The following is a 23,537-nucleotide window of genomic DNA, read 5'->3' as shown; positions in this document are numbered from 1 at the left end:
TCAGGACGGAATGTTCATAGCGGTCTGAATGTTTTTCAGATCGAGCTGAATTTGCTCTGGAATATGGTAGGGATGGTATAGGCCCCGCTGCATCATGTAGATTGTTATCTTTTCATGGGAGTCTATGGCTTCGTCGAGCTGTTTCATCAAAATTTGCTTGATTTCGGGAGTGGCACATTCGGTCACGGCCATGGCGTAGTTTCTGACTCCGCTCTTGGCGTTCATCAAAAAATCCATTGCGATCACGTCATCGGTCAGCATATGAAGCCCTGTCATGTGTTCTAATATTGTATTCATGTTATTATCTCCTATAGGGTCATTTTAGACAGCACTCCACCGAGCTCCTGAAGGTGCTGCTGTGAAGATTGCACGTCTTGCTGCAAAATTTGCATGAGCTCCGGGTCGGTTACCAGAGCTTGCATGGTTTTGGATTTGGTCATGCAAACCGTCTTGAACGCAGCCATTTCATGAACCTCCAGCATTTCATGCAAAGCGTAATTGGAATTCATTCGGATTGTCCTCCCATGTATCTATCCATATTCAAGGCTTTAAGATGACTTTGATGCAATCGTCCGTTTTCGTATCGAACACTTCATAGCCGCGCTTGGCCTCGCTGAGCGGAATGACGTGCGTAACAATATCTCCAGGGTCCACTTTGCCCGAAGTAACCAACTCGTACATATACGGCATGTAGTGAACGACCGGAGCTTGACCGGAACGGATATTCACGTTGCGCTGCATGATGTCGCCGAGCGGGAATCCGTTATAGCGTCCGCCGTATACCCCAGTGACTTGGATAGTCCCGCCTTTGCGGACAGCCTGAGACGCAATGATAAATGCGCTCATGGTGCCGCCTTGCAGTTTCAAACCGCTGGCTAGAAATTCGAGATCGCTCATCTTGCCGTCCATTCCTACCGCATCAATCACGACATCGGCGCCGCCTTTGGTCATTTCCTTGAGATTGTTGCCGATATTCTTATCCTGTTCGAAGTTTACGATTTCCACATTGTTCGTTCGCTTCGCATGCTGTAAGCGGTAATCGACATAGTCGACGGCTATGACCCGCTTTGCTCCTTTCAGCCAGCAGAATTTCTGGGCCAGAAGTCCGACCGGACCGCAGCCGAGCACGATGACCGTATCTCCATTCTTTACGCCGGCGTTATCTACGCTCCAGAATGCCGTCGTCATGGCATCGGCGATCAAGCTTAGCTTTTCGTCCGGTTGTTCGCAGTTTTCGGGAATCTTGAAGTGGGTAAAATTTGCGAACGGGACTCGCAAATACTCGGCTTGCCCGCCAGGGTATCCGCCGGTCGTTCCGGAGTAGCCGAAATATGCGCCCATATCCCCGTGTTCGTTTGAGTTGTCACATTGGCTTTCCAGCTGATTTTTGCAAAAAAAACATTCTCCGCATGCGATGTTGAATGGGATGATCACACGGTCGCCTTTCTTTACATTTGTCACGCCTGGGCCTACCTCTTCTACGATCCCCATCGGTTCATGCCCGATGACATAGTTCTCCTGAAGGTTAGGGATCATCCCGTGAATAAGGTGAAGGTCGGAACCGCATATGGCGGTACTGGTGATCTTTACGATCATATCGTCCGGTTTCTCAATCTTCGGATCCGGTACCTCTTTGACTACGACATTTTTAATCCCTTGATACGTTACCGCCTTCATGCTTTATGTCCTCCAATATGTTCATCTGGGGTCCGATCAAACATCCCTTTACGAGACGTATCACCCGGGAACAAATTCATCTGCCCGATCATCACCGTATTTTTCGCCGAAAGCTGGTCGAGTTGGTACTGTTCGTTCATCTCGTAAGGATGGAACCATTTTTTGCGAATCATGAGCTCCGTGATTTCTTGGTGCATTGCAATCCCCTGCTTAAGATGATTGCGCAGCAGCGCTCTTACATCCGGAGAAGCCGTTTCCGTCAGGGCGATGGACAAATTTCGCACACCCTCCTTGGCACGAAGAAGGAAGTCCATTGCAAAAGTCATATCTGCCATTTCTGGCATATTTAATGAATTAATCGGGTCTAAATAATCGGTATTCATTTACGTTCCCCTTTAATGTGTTATAGGTGTCGGGCTATTCGGAACAGGCGCTTGGAAAGGAGCTCTTGAATAGATTGCTTGCAGCTCTGTAATCTGTTGTGTGGATTGAATTACGTCTTTCTGCATTAACGCTTTTAGCTCTTGGTCAAAGACCAAGCCTTGCATAAGTTTTGACTTAGCGAGGCAGAGCGTTTTAAAGTTTAACGCTTCATGTAGTTCCATCGATTCGTGCGGCGCTAGCGTTGGCGTATTCATTGAGAAATTATCACCTCCTTTTTTTTATCAACGTTAGATTTTCCGACGCACCGGATCTTATACTAAAATTGATTGCCGGAAATGTGGGATCCGGATATTCCCATGCAGTCGCAGGAATATAAACAAAATCTCATCCGCATACTTATTTCTGTATAAATTAATGATCTTTGCTCAAGGGAGGATGACTCGCTTTGCCTAATGAAAACAAAATTGATCTAGCCACCGAAAATGCAAGAAAGCCAGCAGAAGGTACACTTAACTCGAGCGGCAATACGCTGGAGCAGCATGCATTTAACGCGGTTTCTGAGGCGCAAACGGCTTTAAATCAGGCGATAAACTCGTTAAGTGAATCTAATGCGGCAACAAATTCACAAGCTTTGGAGACGGCCCGGAAGCAATTGACCCAAGCAGAGGAATTTTTAGATCAAGCACAAACTTCAGAAAACGCATTACGTCTACCGGACCAACAATAAAACGGGCTTGGCGCAGATAGGCTTGGCAGAGATTCTCCTTCTTTTTCGGATACAAGTGGAGTCAGGCTTACTAATGTCGAGGTATGACCGTCTGTCTATGTCGAGTAGACGCTGCGATGATGTTTTGCTATCTTAGCCGATACTCTCCGCATGGGCAAAGAACCTGCTTTGAAGCTCGGAGGAACGTATTTGCCATTGACACAGAGAGTCACCGTCAGAAGGCTTCGGCTTGTGCCGAAGCTTTTTGTTTTTTGAGATGTCTCGGACATTTTCAAAAAACTAATTGGAATCCGGATATTATTGAGCAGTGGAGCCCAATTTATACAATTTGCCGGAATTTGACTTCTCCCGTTTAAGGCAACTGGGAACATTGGTTAACAAAAACATGCGAATCATAAAATCATTCGCTTGTAATCGCATTACACATTAAGCTGCTGCTTTTTTTGAGCTGCCTGGGGCTTCGACACAGAAGAAACAATCACAATACTGCTAACCAATGAGCTTATGATGTGTTCACCTTGTATGCGAAAGCATGATTATTTTTATACTGATCAGCAAGGCTCCTCAAAGATTTAGGATATCAGATTGTATCCCTAAGAAATTTACATCGTGCGTGCATTAGTCCAATTATGCGGTAAAGTATGCTATTTCCTTTTATGATTATGGCTGTGAGTATTTTTCCCTCAATTGGTAATCCTAATTCTGCTAATCGCTATTATAAACGTCCACAGGTTAGGAGGGATATCATAAAGCTATTTAATAAACAGAGGCATAGTAACTACACAAGTTCTCCTGTTGAAAAATCGCATAGCTGGTGGGAAGAGGTCGACACTGAAATCAAGGTACACATTAGCATTAAGACTAATATAGATTGGATTGCGAATCGGCTGGGCAACAGTACGGATCTGACTATTAGGTATTTTAAAATGGGTGAAAAGGATTCCCGGTCTGCGGCTGTTTTGTTTCTTGAGGGGATTTCCGATGCGCCCAAAATGCTGGAATCCATAGTTACTGCTGTGCGCGATCATGCGAATCAAGAGCTCCATTGGTTAGTAGTCGATGGGGAGGATTTTATGGATCGTCTGATCCTTCCTGCCGGATCGGTAAAAAGGGCAGACAATATGACTGCTATCCTTAAAGCGATACTCCTCGGTGATACCGTTATTTTATTAGAGGGTTGGGAATACGGGGTGCTCGCAGGCTCTCGTAAGTTGGAGGATCGCGGAATTGAGGAGCCGAGCAACGAGCCAGTCGTTAGAGGTCCACGAGACGGCTTCAATGAGACACTTAGAACCAATACGAGCTTGATTCGCCGTCGTATTAAGGATCCGAATTTATGGATGGAAACCATGCAAATCGGAAGATCCACTCGAACGGACGTGGCCATCATGTATTTGAATGGTATTGCAAGTCAGAAGGTGATCGACGAGGTGCGGAAGCGATTGAAAGCCATAGATGTCGATGGCATATTGGAGAGCGGCTATATCGAGGAATTTATACAAGACAAAACCTTCACTCTTTTTCCGCTGATTTACACCACTGAGCGGCCCGATGTTGTCGCCGCGGAGCTGTTGGAAGGGAGGGTTGCTATTCTTGTAGATGGTACTCCCTTTGTGCTAATTGCTCCAGCGATGCTGATTCAATTTCTGCAGGCCTCGGAAGATCATTACCAGCGCTGGGATTTCGCTACGTTTATACGTCTAATCCGATACGTTAGTCTTGGCATTACGATGCTAGCGCCAGCGCTTTATATTGCGATCACTACTTTCCACCAGGAGGTTCTTCCGACACAGCTTCTGATGAGTTTGGCAGCAGCCCGGGAAGGCGTTCCTTTCCCTGTTTTTGTAGAGGCTGTATTGATGGAAATTACATTCGAAATATTACGTGAAGCCGGTGTAAGGATGCCGAAAACGATCGGTCAAGCTGTATCCATCGTAGGTACGCTAGTCATCGGCCAAGCAGCTGTTGAAGCGGGTCTGGTTTCCCCGGCTATGGTCATTGTAGTAGCGATAACCGCGATTTCCAACTTTGTGCTGCCGTCATACAGCATAGCCATTTCTTTTCGAATGCTGCGTTTCTTTATGATGATATTAGCTGGCTCCCTAGGTTTTTTTGGTATTTTACTTGGCCTGTTAGCTGCCGTATTTCACTTATGCGGTCTGGTATCCTTCGGGCTGCCTTATATGAGCGGCTTTGCTCCTTTTCATTTAAATGACCAAAAGGATGTCATTCTCCGTGTGCCTAGATGGGCTATGTTCACAAGACCTAGTTACATCAAAGATAGAAATTTCACCAGAGTGGGTTCGGACAAAGATCCATCTTTAAAAAAAGAATCTGAGGAGAATTCCAATTCATAACGCGGGAGGGCTTTAATGGCGGTTAGGATTTGTAAAGGGCTATTCATAATCGGATTAATGATATTGGTGACAGGCTGCTGGAATCGCAGGGAGCTAAATGAAATGTCTATCGCGGTGGCCATGGGACTGGACGAAGCGAGGGAAGGCCGGGTTTTGGTTTCGGTACAAGTTGTCAATCCCGGCGAGATTGCTTCAAAAAAAACATCGGGGTCCGGTGGAACTCCGGTAACGACGTTTCGTGCGGAAGGAAATTCAATTTTTGAGGCACTCCGAAAGCTAACGCTAAAGCTAAACCGTAAAATTTATTTATCTCACCTGCGAATGCTGGTCATCGGGGAGGAGCTCGCGAGGAAAGGAATTGCAGAACCCATTGATTATCTGTCGAGGGACCATGAGCTGCGGACTGACTTTGCCATAGTCATAGCGAAAAATGGAAAAGCAGAGGCTATGCTGGACATTTTAACACCCCAAGAGAAAATCCCTGCGAGTAAATTGTATTCCTCGCTTGAAGTAGGCGAAAAAGCATGGGCTTCTACGAGCAAAGTGTCTTTGGATATGCTGATCAATGATTTAGAAAATGACGGAAAAAATCCTGCTCTGAATGGAATAATTATGAAAGGACCTCATAACGAAGGGCAAAAATTATCCAATCTTCAATTGACAGATACGAAAACGATTATGGTGTACGACGGATTTGCTGTTTTTCGTAAAGACAAGCTCGTGGGATGGTTGAACATAAATGATAGTCAGGGCTATAACTACATCCAGGGAAAAGTGAAGAGCACAATCATCGTAAACTCATGCAGTGGCGGTGTAATAGAGGTGGAACTCATTCGAACAAAAACAGCTGTCAAGGCAACTCTGACAGAAAAGGGAGAGCCGAAAATAATAGTTGATGTCCATGGGGAGGGTAATGTAGGAGATGTTTCCTGTGACATCAATATGCTGGACCCCACCACCATTCCTCGGATCGAGAGGATGACCGAGCAGCGTATTGTGGAGATTATTAAGGGCGTGGTAGATACGACCCAATCAAGATATAAAACCGACATTCTCGGCTTCGGAGACACCGTTCATAGGGCATACCCACAGCAGTGGAAGAAGTGGAAGCAGGACTGGGACTCTACTTTTATGCACTTAACCGTGCAAGTGGACGTGCATATCGACATCCGACGAATTGGAACCATTAACCAGCCTATTAAATCAAAAGTAAGGAAGTAGATCACATGTGGGTAACGGTAGGAGCCGCTGTAATCGGCATCTATGCTGTTTGGTCAGAGATGCCTGAACTGCACAGATCAAAGAAATACAAAGAGATGCTGATATTTAGTTTACTGGTGGTCATTTCGCTGACCGTTTATACTATGCAAATCATTCATGCAGCTCTTCCAAACCCGCTCGAATGGATAACAATTGTTTATGAATGGCTCGGGCTGGTTCTAAGGTGAAGGATAAAGTGATCTGAAGAGAAAGGAGGTTTATCATGAAAGAAAGTGAGACAATCGGTGTCCATCAATTTACGATTTTAGTGATTATTTTTGGTATTGGAACCTCTATTCTCATCGCGCCAGCTGCCCTTGCGGCCGTTGCCAAGCAGGATGCCTGGATTTCAAGCATCATTGGCATTCTGGCAGGCTTTTTACCGGTTATAGTCTATGTTACATTATCAAAAAAGTATCCAAATAGGACAATTATTGAGATTAATGAACTGGTTTTTGGAAAATGGCTAGGAAAGACAGTTTCCGTATTATACTTATCGTACTTTTTTGTATTAAGCGTGCTGCTGCTCGGGGACGTTGGATACTTCCTAACGACGGAAGTGATGCCGGAGACGCCTATTGTTTTTATTATGGGCTGTTTGATGATCGTAATTATTTTAGCTACGCGTAAGGGGCTAGTCGTCATAGCCCGGGGAGCTGAAGTCTTTTTTCCTTGGATCGTATTGCTGCTGGTAATGGTTATTATAATGCTGCTGCCGGAAATTGAAATACGAAAAATTGAGCCGGTTTTGGAAAACGGGCTGATTCCGTCATTGGAAGGCTCTTATCCGTTTATGAGTCTGCAGGAGTATATCGTTCTGATGATGATTTACCCATTCGTTAAGGTCTCGAAAAAGAAGGCACCCGCATTTTTTGTCGGTACCCTCCTGGCTGGGATTGTACTTATCATTATTATATTAGTATGTATTCTTGTACTTGGAGCCAGTCTAACAGAATCCAGCATGTACCCGACCTTCACGCTCGCCAAAAAAATTAGTATTGGTAATTTTCTTGAACGTCTGGAGGTTATTGTAGGCGGTTTATGGTTCGTAACCATTACCTTCAAGCTCATTATAACCTTCTTTGCGGTAACTGTTGGCACAAGTCAGCTGCTTCAATTCAATTCGTATACCTTTTTGACAATACCTATAGGCATGCTGATAACGGCAATGGTACAACCTACCTGCACAAACATAGTTTATGTCATGAATTTTATTCAGAAGGTTTGGCCTGCGTACTCCTTAACCTTTATGGTTGTACTACCGCTTCTGACCTGGCTTTTATCCTTGATAAGAAAGAGAAAGAGTACAGCCATTCAAGTTCAATAAAAGCCGCAAAGTAGCAGCATATAAAAGCACTCCTTCTCTTTGCTTGATGACCTATCTCAAGACAGCAAGCTATTCGTTTCTCCATAATTAAAATGGATTCCAATGAAATCATAGGTTCTTGTGGTAATAATTCTTTGGATTTGGAAAATGAAAATGTATAAATTGGATATGACATTGCTAAATCATTTTGGGGAAGAGGATATGATATGCTTCAGAAGCTATCTATTACGCATTCTCATCTTTAAAGATAAACGATAGTTCATAGAAATTACAGAAGTAGTAGATACAACTAGGCAGTGATTATACGCTTGATTAAGCTCCCTCGGTACGATGCAGTTTTCTCACGAATACTCGCTTATTCGCAGGATTTCACTAGAAGATAAATCGTAAGCCGGATAGAATGGGGCTATAGCCGTCTAAATGGGCATCCGGCGAGCATACGGGAACAGAAGGGGCGAGTTTTCGCTCCTTTATTATTGATCTGCTGCACGCTGCTCCACGCACCTCCGGAGGCTTTCACTCCCATTTCTCGACGGGTCTATGCCCTTTCATTCCTTCGTTACGCCTATCCAGAGGGTGGAGGCCGGTAATCCTAACGGTACGGGTCTATGCCCTTTTGTTTAATGCAATCCGGTACTCCGTGCAATCTTGAAATCCTATGAATAAGCCAGTTTTTGTGCGGAGCGTGAAGCGATTAAGCAACCTGTTTCATAGGCAGAGCTCGATTCGGTTCGTAAGCTTCACCGCTGCGAGCTATGGAAACCAGAATGCGAGCCAGCTTGCCGCAAAGCTTCATCACTGAGCGCATTGGCTTCATGCTTTTCGTCTTTACATTCACTTCGTGCTGTCGTTTAAACGTTTCATCGTTCATAATGAGGGCCATGGTTGCCATGAACAGGGCATGTCGAAGTCTTGGTCGACCACGTTTACTGATGGACATTTGGCCCTTCCACTTACCTGAACTTGCTTCAGCTAGGTTGAGACCGGCATGCCGCAACAACGCATTGCCATGTGTATAGCCACTGAGGTCGCCAGCTTCACCCAGAATGCCGGCGACTGACAAGATGCTCATACCCTTAATGGCCATCAACGGACCGGCAAGCGGGATCCGGACCAATGTAGCCTCGACTTCATCCTCGATGACCTGCAACTGATCCATAGCCAGATCATATTCAGCCAGCAGTTGTTGTAGATGAAGCTTGTAGGCTTTCTCTGCATGCTTGGCGCCGACGGAGCGAGCTGCCAGCGCCAGTAGCTCACCAGCTCTTCGTTCACCGCTATGCCGTTTCATGACTGTTTTCCAGCCGTCGATTACCTGGCGAACGGTTAACTTTCGAAGATCGGCAGGCGTTGGAAAGAGACGAAGTGTAGCGAGGGACCCGGAGCCAATGAGGTGCTTATATACCTGCCGCAGCTCGGGGAACACAATGTCGACCCAACGGTGGATCTGGTTCTTGACGCTGACGAGACGATGGACGATGGTCTCTCGATTCGCCATGAGCACTCGCAGTTCTATGAACACTTCACCGGTATCTTTAATGACCGAGTAGTAGCCGTTTTTCACCATGTCTGCGATAACCAAGGCATCCTTGATGTCGCTTTTGGAGGGAGTATTATCTCGGTTTTCCTTGTTCTTTTTGACGAGATGAGGGTTTACCAACACGACTTCGAGGCTTCGGTCTTTGAGCCAGGCGGCGAGGCTGAGCCAGTAGTGGCCAGTTGGTTCCATACCGATGATGGTGATGTTTAGTTGGTGCGTTTCCTGTAAATCCTTCATCCACTGCAGCAGTTGGCTAAAGCCGGCATCGTTGTTGGAGAAGTGAAGCGGAGTGCCAAGCGTGATTCCACGAAAGTTGACAGCGCGAGCAACATGGGACTGCTGGGCGATGTCGATACCGACGACAAGGTGCTGGATTGAAATGCGTTCGAGCAGTTGATTTTGTTTGGTTTGCGCTTTAAAATTCAAAATAGAGCGACCTCCTTAAGATGGCTAAAGGGCTATGACCCGTGACTACCCCATCGTACCGGAGTCGCTCGTTTTAATGCAAAGCGCAAAATTAACGCTCTACAGGAATCCTAACGGGCAGGATAGTTTAACAAAATGTGGTATGATCTGTTTGTTGAAACAAGTCTGGCGTCTCAGTTCTGGCGCAACAGCTCGCTGCGCATTTCTCCGCTAGAGGAGGTCGAGTTTCTTGGCAAGCTGATCGATGAGACGCTGCCTTTCGACAAGGACGTTATGAGAGCGGTCAAACGGATGATCCTGATGGAGGAATCCGGCGACCATACCCTATACGGCAAATCAAGGAGGGCAGCCAATGAACAAAACAGACCGTTTATTAGCCATCGTTTTGGAGCTGCAAAGCAGAGAAGTGATACGGGGCGAAGATTTGGCGGACCTATTTGAAACCAGCGTGCGGACCATCTATCGTGACATTCAGGCACTTAGTGAAGCGGGCGTGCCGATTGTAGGTGCCCCAGGCACAGGATATTCTTTGATGAAAGGCTATTTCCTGCCACCGATCAGTTTCACGGTAGAAGAAGCCGTGACCTTGCTTATAGGAACGGACTTTATCGAGCAACGATTTGATGATGAGTATCGTGTTAGGGCTCAAGCTGCTCGGAGGAAAATCGAGGCCATTCTATCGGAGAGCGTTCGCATCGAGACCTCTCATGTGCGCAAGGCGCTGCGCTTGCTCACTCCAGGAAAACGGGTCGCGCTGTCAAAAGAAAGGGAATATTTCGAAAAGATCCGTCGAGCGATATTAGAGGAACGAAAGATCAGATTACATTATTCGAAAGGGATTGGGGATTCCAAAGGGAATCACCTTAGTGATCGTACCGTCGCTCCTTATGGACTGGTACTCGTTGAAGGAGCTTGGATGCTCGTTGCCCGTTGCGATCTACGTCAAGACATCCGCCATTTCCGTTTATCCAGAATGACCAAACTTATTGAGCTGGAAGAACGCTTCGAACTACCGGCGCATTTCAACTTAAGGGAGTATACCCCTCCGGATGATCGCCACTTGCGAGTTCGCCTTCGATTTAACCATGATATCGCAGATAATGTGAAGGAATCGAACTATCACTATATAGAGGATATGGAAGAGCATCAAGATGGATTGTATGTGATTTTACGTGTTCGTCAATTGGATGAATTGCTTAAATGGGTGCTTGGCTGGGGAGCGGGTGTGATCGTATTGGAACCTGAATCATTCAGAAAAAGGATTACTGAGGAAGCCCAAAAGATGTTAAAACGCTACTGACATAACGTTGTCAGTAGCGTTGTTTTATAATCGGGTATGTAAACGTAAAGTCGTTGGTTCTGGCCCACGATATTATACTATTGTTTCATTTATTTTATTATAGGAAGGATGATATTTTGTGAATTTCGCTTCTGTACGCATCATTACCGACGACGTAGATCGTCTCGTCGAGTTCTATGAGAAAGTCATGGGTGTTTCGGCAGAGCGCCCCGCGCCCGTTTTTGCCGAACTCGTTGTGCCATCTTGCACCCTGGCAATCGGCCACTCCCAGACGGCGCAACTATTCGGCGCTGGTTCCGTAGTAGCGGCCAACAATCACACTGTCATTATTGAGTTCCGCGTCGATGATGTCGAATCCGAATACGTGCGCTTGAAGCCATTTGTCGATGAATGGGTAAAGGAACCTACAACGATGCCGTGGGGAAACCGTTCTGTGCTTTTCCGCGATCCCGACGGCAACCTCGTTAACCTCTTCGAGCCGGTGACCGAGGAAGCGATCAAACGGTTTAGCGGCAGGCGTTGACGGACAGTTAAACAATTTAGGAAGTGGCAACGATTCGTAAAATATATGGCCACCTAGTTCTTAATAAGGAGCGTGATCATACGCTCCTTTAATAATTAAATAGACTCTCGGAATTCAGAGGAGGTATCACTTGAAATTAAAACGTTAAGTTAATTTTTCTGATTGAATATTCTTAAAAAAATTCTTTGCATTAACAGGACACGATGGCTTTACTAGTCGAACAAGATTGAAGAACCCGAATCATTCAGTATAAGTACGGATCGTTACGCTAACGGGACACGATAGCATTCCTGTAGAGCGTTAATTATCAGTTTTGCAAAAAAACAAGCGCCTCGGTACGATGGGATTACGAAACGGGTCATAGCCCTTTAAATCCAATCATCCAGGAGGACGCTCTACTATGAAGTTTAAATCGCAGGATAAACAAAATCAACTCATTGAAAAAATTACCGCCCAGCATTTAGTCGTCGGGATCGATATCGCTCAGCAAACGCACGTCGCACGTGCAGTAAACTTTCGCGGGATCGTAATTGACAATCCGCTATCTTTCTCAAATGACGAAGAAGGTTTTCAGATCCTTCTTCGCTGGATCCAATCGTTGCAGGCAGTCCATAACCTTAACTTCGCTATCATCGGCATGGAACCGACGGGGCATTACTGGCTAAGCATCTCCAAATGGCTATCCGAGAAACAATTTGAAGTTGTTCTCGTTAATCCTCACCTTGTAAAAAAGAATAAGGAAAACCGCGACAATACACCATCGAAGAGCGATAAAAAGGATGCTCTCGTCATCGCAGACATGGTGAAAAACGGCTACTATTCATTCATTCGCAATGCGCCTGAAGCTTTTGAAGAGCTTCGTGTCTTTCTCTCCAACCGAGACTCTGTCGTTACGAGACTCGTTAGTGCAAAGAACCAAATTCATCGTTGGGTTGACGTTGTGTTCCCTGAACTGCGACAAGTGTTTAAGAACCTGATGTGCAGAGGTTCATTGGCGACACTTCGTCTTTTCCCGACGCCTGAAGAACTGAGAAAGTTAACGCCTCAGGAAGTGGTAAGGTGCTGGAAATCCATTATGCAACGTCAACCCGGGGAGAAGAAGGCTCAGACCCTTGTTGCGCTTGCTAGTCATTCTGTTGGCTCTAAGCAGGCAACTCATGCATATAAGCTCCATTTAATACAGCTTCTCGCTGAATACGATCTCGCTTGTGAACAGCTGCAAGTCGTAGAGGTAGAGATTATTGCAGTATTAGGTCGCATACCTTTTGCTAAATGTATGCTTGCCATAAAAGGAATTAGTGCGATCTCACTAGCTGGTATTCTTGGTGAGGCCGGAGATTTAAGCGGTTTTGCACATGGAAATGCACTGCTTCGGCACGCTGGCCTAAACCTCGCAGAAGCAAGTTCAGGCAAATGGACGGGGCAGATGAAAATCAGTAAACGCGGACGATCGCGCCTTCGCCGTTTCATTTTCTTGATGACCATGAGTTTAGTCGCTAACAATCCAGAGTTCAAAGCCATGCATGCCTACAATGTACAGGTAAAGAAGATGAAGAAAATAAGGTCCATTATGAAACTTTGTGGCAAACTAGCTCGAATACTTGTTGGGATGGCTCGCCGAGGCGAAGCCTACAACCCACCTAAAACCTTACCAATTCAACTAGCAGCGTAACCTACGCCCTACCGTTTCGTTGTACGAGTTTTGGCTTATTCGCAGGATTTCAAAGAAAGCACGGAGTACCGGATATATTCAACCAAAGGGCACCGACCCGTAACGATAGCAAGACCGGCCTCCACCCCTTGGACAGGCGTAACGAAGGAATGAAAGGGCGTAGACCCGTTGAGACATGGGAGTGAGAACCTCCAGGGGCGGCGTGGAGAATGCGTGCAGTAAATGGAACTTTCTGGGGCGGTATATATTCCCCTTTATTCCCGTGCGTCTTCATGTTGCCGAAGTCTTATACGGAGTTCCCCTTCTTGTCTTTCATCCTATACCAACCGGGCGAAATCCTGCGAATAAGCGAGCATTCGTGAGAAAACCATATCGTACTGAGGGAGTTGAATGACGAAAAGACGGCAAACGCTATTAATCGTTTGCCGTTTTTCATTGAAGTAACGGGCAGTATAGGAGAGGAGTTATTATGATAAGAGGCATTAGCTTCGAAATACCAAATGAGTACGGGAGCTACTTGGCTGGGATACTGAAGCCAGTCGATGTAGCTGCATATAACTGGTATGTTGGCGGTGAAGAAGCATATTTCATCGAGGACGGGGAGTTAGGGCGGCCACTCTTTCCTGATGAGGTTATTGGAATGGAAGGCGAAACATTAAAGCAGACAATAGAAAAAAACGAGTATTATGTGATTTTTACAAACCTAAAGGCTTTTCCAAGAAATAAAGAGATTATTGATATTCAAACGTTTGAAGATTTTATTATCAGTGAATGTAGCCTCGTTATTTTAGTGGTCGATTGCGTGTATGTTACGGTGTATAGTAAGGATCCAGAAACAATCCAAAGGCTCTATAATAACTCGCTAAAAATGGGGTTTTCTGAAGTAAACTTCATTACAGATGAAAATGATTTTAGAACAAGACTTTCTGTATGGTAAAGCATTCATGTTTGCATTGCTTGAATGTAATCGCTCAACTAACGGGACACGTTAACGGGCGGGTAGTTGAACAAGTCTAGAGAATAAATGCTGATAATGATATTCCCGTCTGAGTCCAAAGTACGCCAGTCTTTTCCTTGATCACATTTGCTCAAGTGTTTACTTGATGGTGCTTAAGATTCGTTATAGTATAATTAAAAGAAACATTCAGGAAAGGTAGATCCGTCTCAATGCAAACAAAGAGTAAATTATTCATTCTTGGTACGGTAGTTGCAACTGTAATAATTATGATGGGGCAATTGCGTGCCACCTCTACTTCAGCAGCCACTCCCACCTATTATGTAGACTCCAGAGGCAACGATGATAACGCGGGCACCAAAAAATCTCCTTGGAGAACTCTCCAGCATGCAGCAGACGTCGTAAAACCGGGCAGTACCGTGTATGTTAGAGGGGGCGTATATAAGCAAAAGCTAAAAATTACCCGCTCCGGCTCAGCCCGGGGTGGTTCGATCACGTTCGTAAACTTTCCGAAGGAAAGGGCAGTCATTGATGGAAGCGGACTTTCTGTCACAGGACAACAAGGCATTATTGAGATTGAAGACGCCAGCCATATCACGATAAAGGGGTTTGAAATCCGTAATTTTATCACAACGAAAAAAGATCAATTGCCTATAGGTATATATGTCCACGGCTCAGGAAGCTATATTAAGATTCTGAATAACAAAGTGCATGATATCAAAAATACCGCTGCACCAACCGGCAGTGACCTGCTTGGCCGGGATGCTCACGGTATCGCTGTGTATGGTACTGATGCACCCGCCTCCATTCATCATGTAGCGATAGAAGGTAATGAGCTTTACAAGCTGGTACTGGGTTCAAGCGAGTCCCTTGTTTTAAACGGAAATGTCGATACTTTTTCCGTGACGAACAATCTCATTCATGATAATGACAATATCGGGATCGATCTCATCGGCTTCGAAGGAGTAGCGCCGCATCCGTCCTACGATCAAGTGAGAAATGGATTAGTCAGTGGCAATAGAGTATATAACATCTCATCCAACTTTAACCCTTCTTACGGTAAATCACTTCCTAACAATAGCAACGCGGCCGGCGGTATTTATATAGATGGGGGGAAAGACAGTGTTATTGAACGAAATTACAGTTACAAGAACGATATTGGCATTGAAATTGCCAGTGAACATGCAGGGAAATCCACAAGCGATATTACCGTGCGAAGCAACATTGTCTACAGTAATCGGTATACGGGAATAGCGATGGGCGGCTACGATAGTGAACGAGGCGCAACTGTGAATTGCAAGATCATCAACAATACCCTATATCAAAATAATTCGCTGAATAACGGCAGTGGTCAAATTCTGCTACAGTATGATACCAAGAATAATATGATCACAAATAATATCATCTTTGCGGAATCATCGAATGTCTTCATCTATAACGAACACACGAAAAACTCGGGAAATGTGGTAGACTACAATCTTTATTACGCCCCCGGAGACGTTTCGAAAGCAACTTGGATTTGGAAAAACGAGGAATATGTCGGTTTTTCGGCTTATAAGACCAGTACTAGAAATGATGTACACTCTATATTTGCCGATCCCCGGTTTGTGAATCAAGGCCAAAATAATTTCCACCTTAAAGCTGCTTCCGCAGCAATCGATGCGGGTAGATCTTACAGTTCGATCATCAAAACCTTGGACATTGACGGTCAAGCAAGACTACGGGGAGCATCAGTTAACATAGGGGCAGATGAGTAAAAGGAAACGTTAGTTCAATAGTACACATCGATGAGCAGGCGCTGCGGTGGCCTGCTCATTTTATTAAGCTCCCTCGGTACGATGCAGTTTTCTCACGAATACTCGCTTATTCGCAGGATTTCACCAGAAGATAAATCGTAAGCCGGATAGAATGGGGCTATAGCCGTCTAAATGGGCATCCGGCTGCTGAGCGGCGTATTCACTAATTATTCAAGTTTGACTAGTGTGAGTTATGAACGTTATAATACAAGGTATCGCTATTCAAATTTGATTAGTAAAGCAATCCTTGTAAAGGAGATAACCATGTCAACTGTTAGATTACTCGTGTTAGGTTCCATATTGCGAAGAGGAATTAGTCATGGCTATGCAGTTTTAAGTGATATCACTTCTTGGCATGCTGACACTTGGACCAACGTAAAGCCTGGATCTATATATCATGCCTTAGACAAGCTTGAATCGCAGGGGATGACAAGGTCCGTTAATTCAGAGCTCAATGTAAAACTTGGTCCATCACGTAAGGAGTACACTGTCACTAAGAAGGGCGAAATCGAATTTATAGCTTTGCTTGAATCGGCACTTGTAAGTATCGACCTTCAGCAGTTTTCAGCAGGGATTGCTTTTATGAATATGTTATCACGACAAAAATTAAATGCGCTCTTACAGCAACGCCGTATTGCATTAAAAACTTCGATTAACTTTTTGAGGAGTTTGCCAACGGAAGAGCGCCCACCTGATCCTTCCAAGCATCCTGAACTTGTTGGCATTTGGGTTAGTTATGTTGAGAATGAGGCAGCAACTACAGAGAGGATATTGGCAAATGTCCAAGCAGGTAAATACGAGTTCAAATCTGAATTGTTGGAGGGAGAACGATGAAACAGGTGGATTATGACGCATTCATAATGGAACTGCCAAATGTGCAACGAGAAGTGAACTTCGGATATTCGTTCTTTTTTGTCGGCGACGATCACCGCTTACCGTTTGTAACCATTGCTTATTCAGATAATGAATACGACGATGTGTCCAACCTTAATCGAGAAGATGTATTTCGCCTCAATATTGGAGTTAGCAAACAGACCTTTAATAATCTCCTCGCTGGCCTGATGGATGAAAGCATCGACTATTTGGTGCTGAACGAGTTTTTACCACATCCCCAATATTCACGTCAATTCTTTGTTTGTATCCTTAATCCAGTCGGAGAGAATGCCGAAAAAACAAAGCAACTGATTGTAGAAGCACATTTGATTGCAGAAGGACGGCTTCAACGTAAGGGCGGTAGCTAGGGATAGAGGGTGCATCTCCGTGTGCATAGTAGCTTAGATCGTCGGCTTCGCCAAATATGCCAGCCTGAATAGTTGCATTCAAGCCGCGGACTTCAAGCAATTTTGGAACTTAGGGTATTCGCTCGAGTAAGGGAGGGGAACATTATAGCTCCGGGATCAAGTCCCACGGGCAGTTACTTTCGAACCGGCTACTTTAATCCTCTATGCAAATGAAAAGAGGTTCAACCAGAAAGATCTGCCTGAACCTATAATACGAACACAAGGCAGCTCAAAAACAGCAGCATCTTAATTTATAATGCGATTGGATGCGAATCATTTTATGATTCGCTTTATTCGCTTTCTTCGCCCCCATATTTTTCATTTTTACAGCCCTGTTCCACCCATTATTTGTCATGTACAAAAGAAAAACGTTCAAAATCTAAGGAAACAAGCGTATTTAAGAGGAAAACGATTCTCCATATAGTGAGATTAATTAAATAACCCGCAAGAAATGCTTGCCTTTAAAAGAGGCGAGCATTTCTTGTTTTGACTGCTTTAAAACATTAAAACAGCTAAGTAATCTTCAGAATTTCTTCAGAAAGCACCTAGGTAGGAACTAAGTATTTTTTTCTATACTGATGTTGTCCTTATCAGGGCGCACACAAGTCATTTTCACGAAATGGGGAGCATACGTGGATCAAATTATGACAATGATAAGCCATTATGGTTACATTGTACTTTTCTTAGCTTTCTGTTTGGGGCCTTTTGGGATTCCAGTTCCAAATGAGGTGACAATTATCGCCGCTGGAATTATGACGTCTCAAGGATTGTTGCACCCCTTTTACACCTTTGCTTCTATTCTATTTGGAATGACATCCGCCGTGACGTTAGGGTATTGGATCGGCAGGCTGGCAAGTAAATACGGCTTCCTTCGCAAATTGAGCCATTTCGGAGGATATAAGAAAGCTGAGCAATTTTATGTAAGGCATAGTGGGACAGCTTTGTCGTTAGGCTATTTGATTCCGCTAGTTCGATACTTCGTTAGTATTTTAGCCGGAGTAAACAAACTTCCTTTTAAACGAATAATCTTCGTCTCCTATCCAAGTGCTATTGTATGGATCGGCATGTTATACGGTGTCAGCTTCATTATTGGCAATCAATTAGTCCAAATATTTCAATGAGGTGTTAAAATGATAAAGAATCATTCACTGCTTTTTTTTAAAAAATTCATTCTTAATCCTAGAAATGTTGGAAGCGTCATTCCGAGCTCACGTTTTTTGGCGAATCGCATGGTCGCATCGGCAATGTGGGAGCAAGCTGAAAACATCGTCGAAATCGGTTCAGGTACCGGTGCAATTACACGCGTAATTGCAAATAAGATAAAGTATGGTGGCAATATTATATTATTTGAGAGAGATGAAGAGATGGGTCAAACTCTTCAACGGGATTTTCCCCATTTTATTAGGGAAAGTAATGCATTAACCAACTGATTTCGCAGTGCAAAGAAGCGCTGAAACCAGGTAGTAAATTAATTGCTTTTCAGTATTCATTGCAGATGAAAAAATTGCTTTCAGAGCATTTTGAGATTGAAAGTATTTCTTTGGTCCCCTTGAACATCCCTCCCGCGTTTGTTTATGTTTGTAAGAAACCGGAAAATTGAAAAAAATAATCTAGGGAGAGATTGAATTGGGTGTAATTTTAGTCGTAGATGATGATTCGGAAATAAGAGACGTTATCCATGTTTACTTACGCAATGAAGGATACTCTGTTATTGAAGCTAAGGATGGAGCGGAAGCACTCGATGTGCTTTCGCAACGGGAATTGGATTTAGTCATTTTAGATGTAATGATGCCACGAATGGACGGTATTAAAGCTTGCATTCACATTCGGGAACGATATGCTGTCCCAATCATTATGCTCTCTGCGAAGGAAGGAGATATTGATAAGATCATGGGGTTATCGACAGGAGCGGACGATTATGTAACGAAGCCATTTAATCCCATGGAATTAATCGCAAGAGTGAAAGCGCAGCTAAGAAGACAAAAGATAATCGCAGGGAAGGAAGTTCCACTCAATCAAATAACCATTGGAGAGCTCGTTATTGATATTGCAAAGCACTTTTTATCGATCCGAGGACAAGAGGTCATGCTGACACCGCTTGAGTTTTTAATTCTAAATCTGCTTGCGGCTAATCCAGGACAAGTATTTAGTGCTGATACTATCTATGAATCCGTATGGAAAGAGCGTGTGGGCTATTCAGACAATACTGTCATGGTTCATATACGAAATCTGAGGGAGAAGCTTGAACTCAATCCCAGAAAGCCAGAGTACATCAAGACGGTGTGGGGTGTTGGTTATAAAATGGATAAATAAACGTTTCAAAATCAGACATAGCGTTAGATATTCCTTTCTCGGGGCAACGCTCCTGACCATAGTGATCTCCTACATTCTTAGTTTGTATATTGTGGGTTTGATTGGGCAATTGATCGATTCGATCTCATCAAAAGGAAAGCTTGAGTATATTCCGCTTCTAATCGTTGTATCGCTCGCGGTTTTCATATTAATCTTTCTCTTATCATTCTACATGTTAACGAAGCGAATTATTAAATACTTTTCGGTTCTTTCGGAAGGGTTAGGGTTTATTTCACATGGTAATTTTGAGTATAGGGTTCCTGTTCGTCGCGAGGACGAATTGGGCATATTAGCCAAAAACTTGAACAAAATGGCTGAGCAGCTCGCATCCCAAAAAATGAAAGAAAATGAGGCTGAAGATTCTAAAATGAATCTCATTACAGGCGTTTCTCATGATCTTAGAACTCCACTAACGAGTATGATTGGCTATTTGGATTTACTTCGTAATAGATCCTTCTTAGACGAGAACGAATATGATCGGTTCGTAAACAATGCTTATAGCAAAGCACAGCAGTTGAAAATGCTTATTGATGACCTATTCATTTATACGCGTTTGTCTTCTGGAGATATGAGTTTGACGAAGCAACATGCGGATATGCGCGAGCTTTTGGAGCAAGTGCTGTTTGAGTTTGTGCCAATTGCCGAAGAGCATCATGTAGTAGTTAGGCCAGAGATAAGTATTCAAAAGGCAGCCGTCAATATTGACCCTGAACAAGTGGCTAGGATCTTAGATAATCTGCTGATGAACGCTCTTAAATATTCAACGACTCCTAAAGTCATCGATATCCACTTAACCTCGAATGAGACATCAGTTTACTTAACCGTAGCAAATGAGGGAGAACATATTACGAAAGAACAGGAGGCCAAACTCTTCGATCGCTTTTACAAGACGGAAAATATGGAGCATAACAAACATCTTCAAGTAGGTGCCGGCTTAGGCCTCGCGATTGCAAGACAACTTGCAGAACACCAAGACGGTCGCCTTACACTTGCATATGATAATGGTCATTATGCATTCACGTTAGAACTTCCCCTGCTTACTATAAGAAAGAATTGAGCTGGAGCGAATAGAACTTTACCGGTTGAACGCGGGAGTGACAAAGCGATCTCTTGACACGGTAACGCTCGATCTTTATAATCGAAACTAACCATTTTATGCATATGGAGCGTTGAAGAGGAACAGTAATTTCGTAGGCAAGGCCTAGAGAGCCGGCGTTTTTGATGGTGCAAGCCGGACCTGCTGCGGAGTGAAGCTCGCCTTGGAGCTGTGCGAATAAAAGGTCGATGCCGTGCATCGATTGTGAAAAGCACCGTCTGGCCTGCGATAAAGGCGACAAGTGAGCGATAGGCAAAGCATGCCTGCCGCTAACTAGGGTGGTACCACGGGAGAACAACCTCTCGTCCCTAGCGATAATCGCTAGGGGCGGGAGGTTTTATGTTTTTTTGAAGATGCATACTTACAGCACATATTTTTTAGGAGGATTTAAGCAAATGAGTCAAGAACAGCAATTCCACGGCTACAACCCGCTTGTTGTCGAGCCTAAGTGGCAGCAATTCTGGGATCAGAACAAAACGTTTCAAACAACAGAAGACGCGGACAAACCGAAGTTCTACGCGCTTGATATGTTCCCGTATCCATCCGGCGCGGGCCTTCATGTAGGCCATCCGGAAGGTTATACAGCTACGGACATCGTATCCCGTTACAAAAGAATGAAGGGCTACAACGTGCTTCATCCGATGGGCTGGGATGCATTTGGTTTGCCGGCGGAGCAGCATGCGCTTGATACTGGCCAGCATCCACGCGATATTACATTCAAAAATATCGATAATTTCCGCCGTCAAATTAAATCGCTTGGTTTCTCCTATGACTGGGACCGCGAGATCAGCACGACAGATCCGGAATATTACAAATGGACGCAATGGATCTTTATCCAATTGTACAATAGAGGACTTGCATACGTTGCCGAGGTTTCGGTTAACTGGTGCGAGGCGCTTGGAACAGTTCTTGCGAACGAAGAAGTCATCAATGGACTCAGCGAGCGCGGCAACCATCCGGTTGTGCGTAAACCGATGCGCCAATGGATTTTGAAAATTACCGAATATGCGGATCGTTTGCTTGATGATTTGGAAGAGCTCGACTGGTCGGAGAGCATCAAAGACATGCAGCGCAACTGGATCGGCAAATCGAAGGGCGCTGAAGTTACGTTCGAGATCGACGGCCACGATTCGGCATTGGTCGTATTTACGACTCGTCCCGATACGTTGTTCGGCGCGACATATTGCGTATTGGCGCCTGAGCATGAGCTTGTTGCGCAAATCGTAACCTCGGAGCAAAAAGCGGCTGTAGAAGCTTACCAAGAAGCTGCAGCGCGCAAGAGTGACCTGGAGCGCACGGACCTAGCAAAAGACAAATCCGGTGTGTTCACGGGCGCATATGCTATCAACCCCGTGAATGGCGTTAAAACGCCAATCTGGATTGCGGATTATGTGCTTGCCGGTTACGGCACGGGCGCTATTATGGCCGTACCGGGCCATGATTCACGCGACTGGGAGTTCGCAAAGCAATTCGACCTTCCGATCGTTGAGGTTGTTCAGGGCGGAGATATTACGAAGGAAGCTTATGCGGGCGACGGACCGCATGTGAATTCCGACTTCTTAAACGGCTTGACTAACGTGGACGCAATTGCCAAAATGATCGAGCATTTGGATGCAACGGGCAAAGGCAAAGGCAAAATCACTTACCGTTTGCGCGATTGGCTGTTCAGCCGCCAGCGCTACTGGGGTGAGCCGATTCCAATTATTCACTTGGAGGACGGCACGATGAAAACCGTTCCTGAGGATCAGCTGCCGCTCTTGCTGCCTGATGTTGACGCGATTACGCCTTCAGGCACAGGCGAGTCTCCGCTTGCGAGCGTTACGGAATGGGTAAACACGATTGATCCCGAGACGGGCATGAAAGCTCGCCGCGAGACGAATACGATGCCGCAATGGGCAGGAAGCTGCTGGTACTACCTGCGTTTCATCGATCCGAAAAACGACAAGCAGCTATGCTCGCCAGAGAAACAAAAGGAATGGCTTCCGGTTGACCTTTATATCGGCGGAGCCGAGCACGCGGTGCTTCATTTGCTTTACGCTCGCTTCTGGCATAAGGTGCTTTATGATATCGGGGTTGTGGATACGAAAGAGCCTTTCCACAAGCTTGTTAACCAAGGGATGATCCTTGGCAATAACAACGAGAAAATGTCCAAATCACGCGGCAACGTCATTAACCCGGACGATATCGTAAATGAGTTCGGTGCAGATACGCTCCGCATGTACGAAATGTTCATGGGGCCGCTTGAAGCGACTAAGCCTTGGAACACAAATGGCGTGGAAGGCACGTACCGTTTCCTTAGCCGCGTATGGCGTTTGTTCGTAAACGAGGACGGCAGCCTGAACGCGAAAATCGGAGATGGCGATACAAGCGATGCTTTCAAGCGCACATGGCACCGTTCCATTAAGAAAATTACAGAGGACTATGAAGCGCTTCGCTTCAACACGGTCATTAGCCAGCTGATGATTTTCGTTAACGAAGCTTACAAAACGGAAGTGCTTCCGCTTGCGGCTATGGAGCAATTCGTGCAATTGCTTTCCCCAATCGCTCCGCATATCGCAGAAGAGCTATGGGAGAAGCTAGGCCGCAAGGATTCGCTCACTTACGCTTCATTCCCGACTTTCGAGGAAGCATGGACCGTGGATCAAGAAGTAGAGATCGTTGTCCAAGTGAACGGTAAAATCGTGGACCGCGTTTCCATCGCAGCGGATATGGACGTCGCTGAAATGGAAAGCTTGGCGAAGGAAATGGAAAAAGTGCAAGAGCTGATTGCCGGCAAATCGATCCGCAAAGTCATTGCGGTCAAAGGCAAGCTTGTTAATATCGTAGCTAATTAATAGATGTACGCAAAATAAAGAGGTGGGCGGG

Annotated in this window: 24 protein-coding genes and 1 other annotated feature; of the genes, 18 read left to right on the top strand and 6 right to left on the bottom strand. The window is 45.1% G+C overall.

Going from position 1 to position 23,537, the window contains the following annotated elements; all coding sequences use genetic code 11:
* Genes A7975_RS31740 through A7975_RS31720 form a run of 5 tightly spaced genes read right to left on the bottom strand, consistent with a single transcriptional unit; the run spans position 1 to position 2,315 of the window.
* Positions 1-297: a spore coat protein gene (locus A7975_RS31740; RefSeq protein ID WP_053376869.1), complete on the bottom strand. Its 297-nt coding sequence runs from the start codon at positions 295-297 to the stop codon at positions 1-3.
* Positions 298-308: 11 nt separating this feature from the next.
* Positions 309-509 carry a hypothetical protein gene (locus A7975_RS31735; protein ID WP_053376868.1) on the bottom strand — a complete coding sequence of 67 codons (201 nt, stop codon included), beginning with the start codon at positions 507-509 and terminating at the stop codon, positions 309-311.
* A gap of 31 nt (positions 510-540) precedes the next feature.
* Positions 541-1,677 (bottom strand): zinc-dependent alcohol dehydrogenase, encoded by a 1,137-nt coding sequence (locus A7975_RS31730; protein ID WP_053376867.1) that lies wholly within the window; start codon positions 1,675-1,677, stop codon positions 541-543.
* Positions 1,674-2,060, bottom strand: coding sequence for a spore coat protein (locus A7975_RS31725; RefSeq protein WP_065387788.1), 387 nt, complete (start codon positions 2,058-2,060; stop codon positions 1,674-1,676). The genes A7975_RS31730 and A7975_RS31725 overlap by 4 nt, the downstream gene beginning before the upstream one ends.
* A gap of 12 nt (positions 2,061-2,072) precedes the next feature.
* The gene (locus tag A7975_RS31720) at positions 2,073-2,315 is read right to left on the bottom strand and encodes a spore gernimation protein GerQ (RefSeq protein ID WP_065387787.1); all 243 of its coding nucleotides are present in this window, start codon (positions 2,313-2,315) and stop codon (positions 2,073-2,075) included.
* 191 nt (positions 2,316-2,506) lie between these two features.
* Here A7975_RS31720 and A7975_RS31715 point away from each other — a divergent pair, with 191 nt between their 5' ends.
* The 5 genes from A7975_RS31715 (at position 2,507) to A7975_RS31695 (ending at position 7,732) form a co-directional block, all read left to right on the top strand.
* Positions 2,507-2,788 carry a hypothetical protein gene (locus A7975_RS31715; protein WP_065387786.1) on the top strand — a complete coding sequence of 94 codons (282 nt, stop codon included), beginning with the start codon at positions 2,507-2,509 and terminating at the stop codon, positions 2,786-2,788.
* A 686-nt stretch (positions 2,789-3,474) separates the two neighbouring features.
* A complete protein-coding gene (locus A7975_RS31710; protein ID WP_255314635.1) occupies positions 3,475-5,145 on the top strand; it encodes a spore germination protein in 1,671 nt (556 codons plus the stop codon).
* Positions 5,146-5,160: 15 nt separating this feature from the next.
* Positions 5,161-6,366, top strand: coding sequence for a Ger(x)C family spore germination protein (locus tag A7975_RS31705; protein WP_065387785.1), 1,206 nt, complete (start codon positions 5,161-5,163; stop codon positions 6,364-6,366).
* A gap of 5 nt (positions 6,367-6,371) precedes the next feature.
* A complete protein-coding gene (locus A7975_RS31700; RefSeq protein ID WP_065387784.1) occupies positions 6,372-6,593 on the top strand; it encodes a hypothetical protein in 222 nt (73 codons plus the stop codon).
* A 35-nt stretch (positions 6,594-6,628) separates the two neighbouring features.
* On the top strand, positions 6,629-7,732 hold the full coding sequence (locus A7975_RS31695) for a GerAB/ArcD/ProY family transporter (protein ID WP_053376861.1): 1,104 nt from the start codon (positions 6,629-6,631) through the stop codon (positions 7,730-7,732).
* 694 nt (positions 7,733-8,426) lie between these two features.
* Here A7975_RS31695 and A7975_RS31690 read toward each other — a convergent pair.
* On the bottom strand, positions 8,427-9,698 hold the full coding sequence (locus A7975_RS31690; protein ID WP_065387783.1) for an IS110 family RNA-guided transposase: 1,272 nt from the start codon (positions 9,696-9,698) through the stop codon (positions 8,427-8,429).
* A 135-nt stretch (positions 9,699-9,833) separates the two neighbouring features.
* On the opposite strand from A7975_RS31690, the gene A7975_RS35725 reads away from it, so the two are divergent.
* The 13 genes from A7975_RS35725 to leuS all read left to right on the top strand — a co-directional run bounded on the left by A7975_RS35725 (position 9,834) and on the right by leuS (position 23,506).
* The gene (locus tag A7975_RS35725) at positions 9,834-10,139 is read left to right on the top strand and encodes a hypothetical protein (protein WP_141680468.1); all 306 of its coding nucleotides are present in this window, start codon (positions 9,834-9,836) and stop codon (positions 10,137-10,139) included.
* On the top strand, positions 10,051-10,998 hold the full coding sequence (locus A7975_RS31685; RefSeq protein WP_053377946.1) for a helix-turn-helix transcriptional regulator: 948 nt from the start codon (positions 10,051-10,053) through the stop codon (positions 10,996-10,998). The genes A7975_RS35725 and A7975_RS31685 overlap by 89 nt, the downstream gene beginning before the upstream one ends.
* A 118-nt stretch (positions 10,999-11,116) precedes the next feature.
* Positions 11,117-11,521: a VOC family protein gene (locus A7975_RS31680; RefSeq protein ID WP_065387782.1), complete on the top strand. Its 405-nt coding sequence runs from the start codon at positions 11,117-11,119 to the stop codon at positions 11,519-11,521.
* Between the two features lie 400 nt (positions 11,522-11,921).
* Complete coding sequence (locus A7975_RS31675; protein WP_065387781.1) at positions 11,922-13,193, top strand: IS110 family RNA-guided transposase; 1,272 nt, start codon at positions 11,922-11,924, stop codon at positions 13,191-13,193.
* 469 nt (positions 13,194-13,662) lie between these two features.
* Positions 13,663-14,130, top strand: a complete 468-nt coding sequence (locus A7975_RS31670) for a DUF2691 family protein (RefSeq protein ID WP_065387780.1) — start codon at positions 13,663-13,665, stop codon at positions 14,128-14,130.
* A gap of 230 nt (positions 14,131-14,360) precedes the next feature.
* On the top strand, positions 14,361-15,905 hold the full coding sequence (locus A7975_RS31665; RefSeq protein WP_053376860.1) for a right-handed parallel beta-helix repeat-containing protein: 1,545 nt from the start codon (positions 14,361-14,363) through the stop codon (positions 15,903-15,905).
* A gap of 303 nt (positions 15,906-16,208) precedes the next feature.
* Entirely contained in the window at positions 16,209-16,778 is a 570-nt protein-coding gene (locus A7975_RS31660; RefSeq protein WP_065387779.1) for a PadR family transcriptional regulator, read from the top strand.
* Entirely contained in the window at positions 16,775-17,185 is a 411-nt protein-coding gene (locus A7975_RS31655; RefSeq protein ID WP_053376858.1) for a DUF6194 family protein, read from the top strand. Before A7975_RS31660 ends, A7975_RS31655 begins: the two co-directional genes overlap by 4 nt.
* Positions 17,186-17,856: 671 nt before the next feature.
* A complete protein-coding gene (locus tag A7975_RS31650; RefSeq protein WP_065387778.1) occupies positions 17,857-18,345 on the top strand; it encodes a DedA family protein in 489 nt (162 codons plus the stop codon).
* A 9-nt stretch (positions 18,346-18,354) separates the two neighbouring features.
* Positions 18,355-18,654, top strand: coding sequence for an rRNA adenine N-6-methyltransferase family protein (locus A7975_RS35565; RefSeq protein ID WP_369688975.1), 300 nt, complete (start codon positions 18,355-18,357; stop codon positions 18,652-18,654).
* Positions 18,655-18,850: 196 nt separating this feature from the next.
* Positions 18,851-19,537 carry a response regulator transcription factor gene (locus A7975_RS31640; protein WP_065387777.1) on the top strand — a complete coding sequence of 229 codons (687 nt, stop codon included), beginning with the start codon at positions 18,851-18,853 and terminating at the stop codon, positions 19,535-19,537.
* Positions 19,538-19,748: 211 nt separating this feature from the next.
* Positions 19,749-20,633, top strand: coding sequence for a HAMP domain-containing sensor histidine kinase (locus A7975_RS31635; protein ID WP_255314634.1), 885 nt, complete (start codon positions 19,749-19,751; stop codon positions 20,631-20,633).
* 103 nt (positions 20,634-20,736) lie between these two features.
* Positions 20,737-20,985: a binding site (T-box leader), on the top strand.
* Positions 20,986-21,067: 82 nt separating this feature from the next.
* Entirely contained in the window at positions 21,068-23,506 is a 2,439-nt protein-coding gene (gene leuS, locus A7975_RS31630) for a leucine--tRNA ligase (protein ID WP_065387776.1), read from the top strand.
* Positions 23,507-23,537 lie beyond the last annotated feature (31 nt).

This window comes from Bacillus sp. FJAT-26390 (assembly GCF_001682865.1).
Classification (GTDB): Bacteria; Bacillota; Bacilli; order Paenibacillales; family Paenibacillaceae; genus Pristimantibacillus.
Note: the sequence above shows the minus strand (reverse complement) of the source record. Positions and strands in the feature narration are given on the sequence as shown.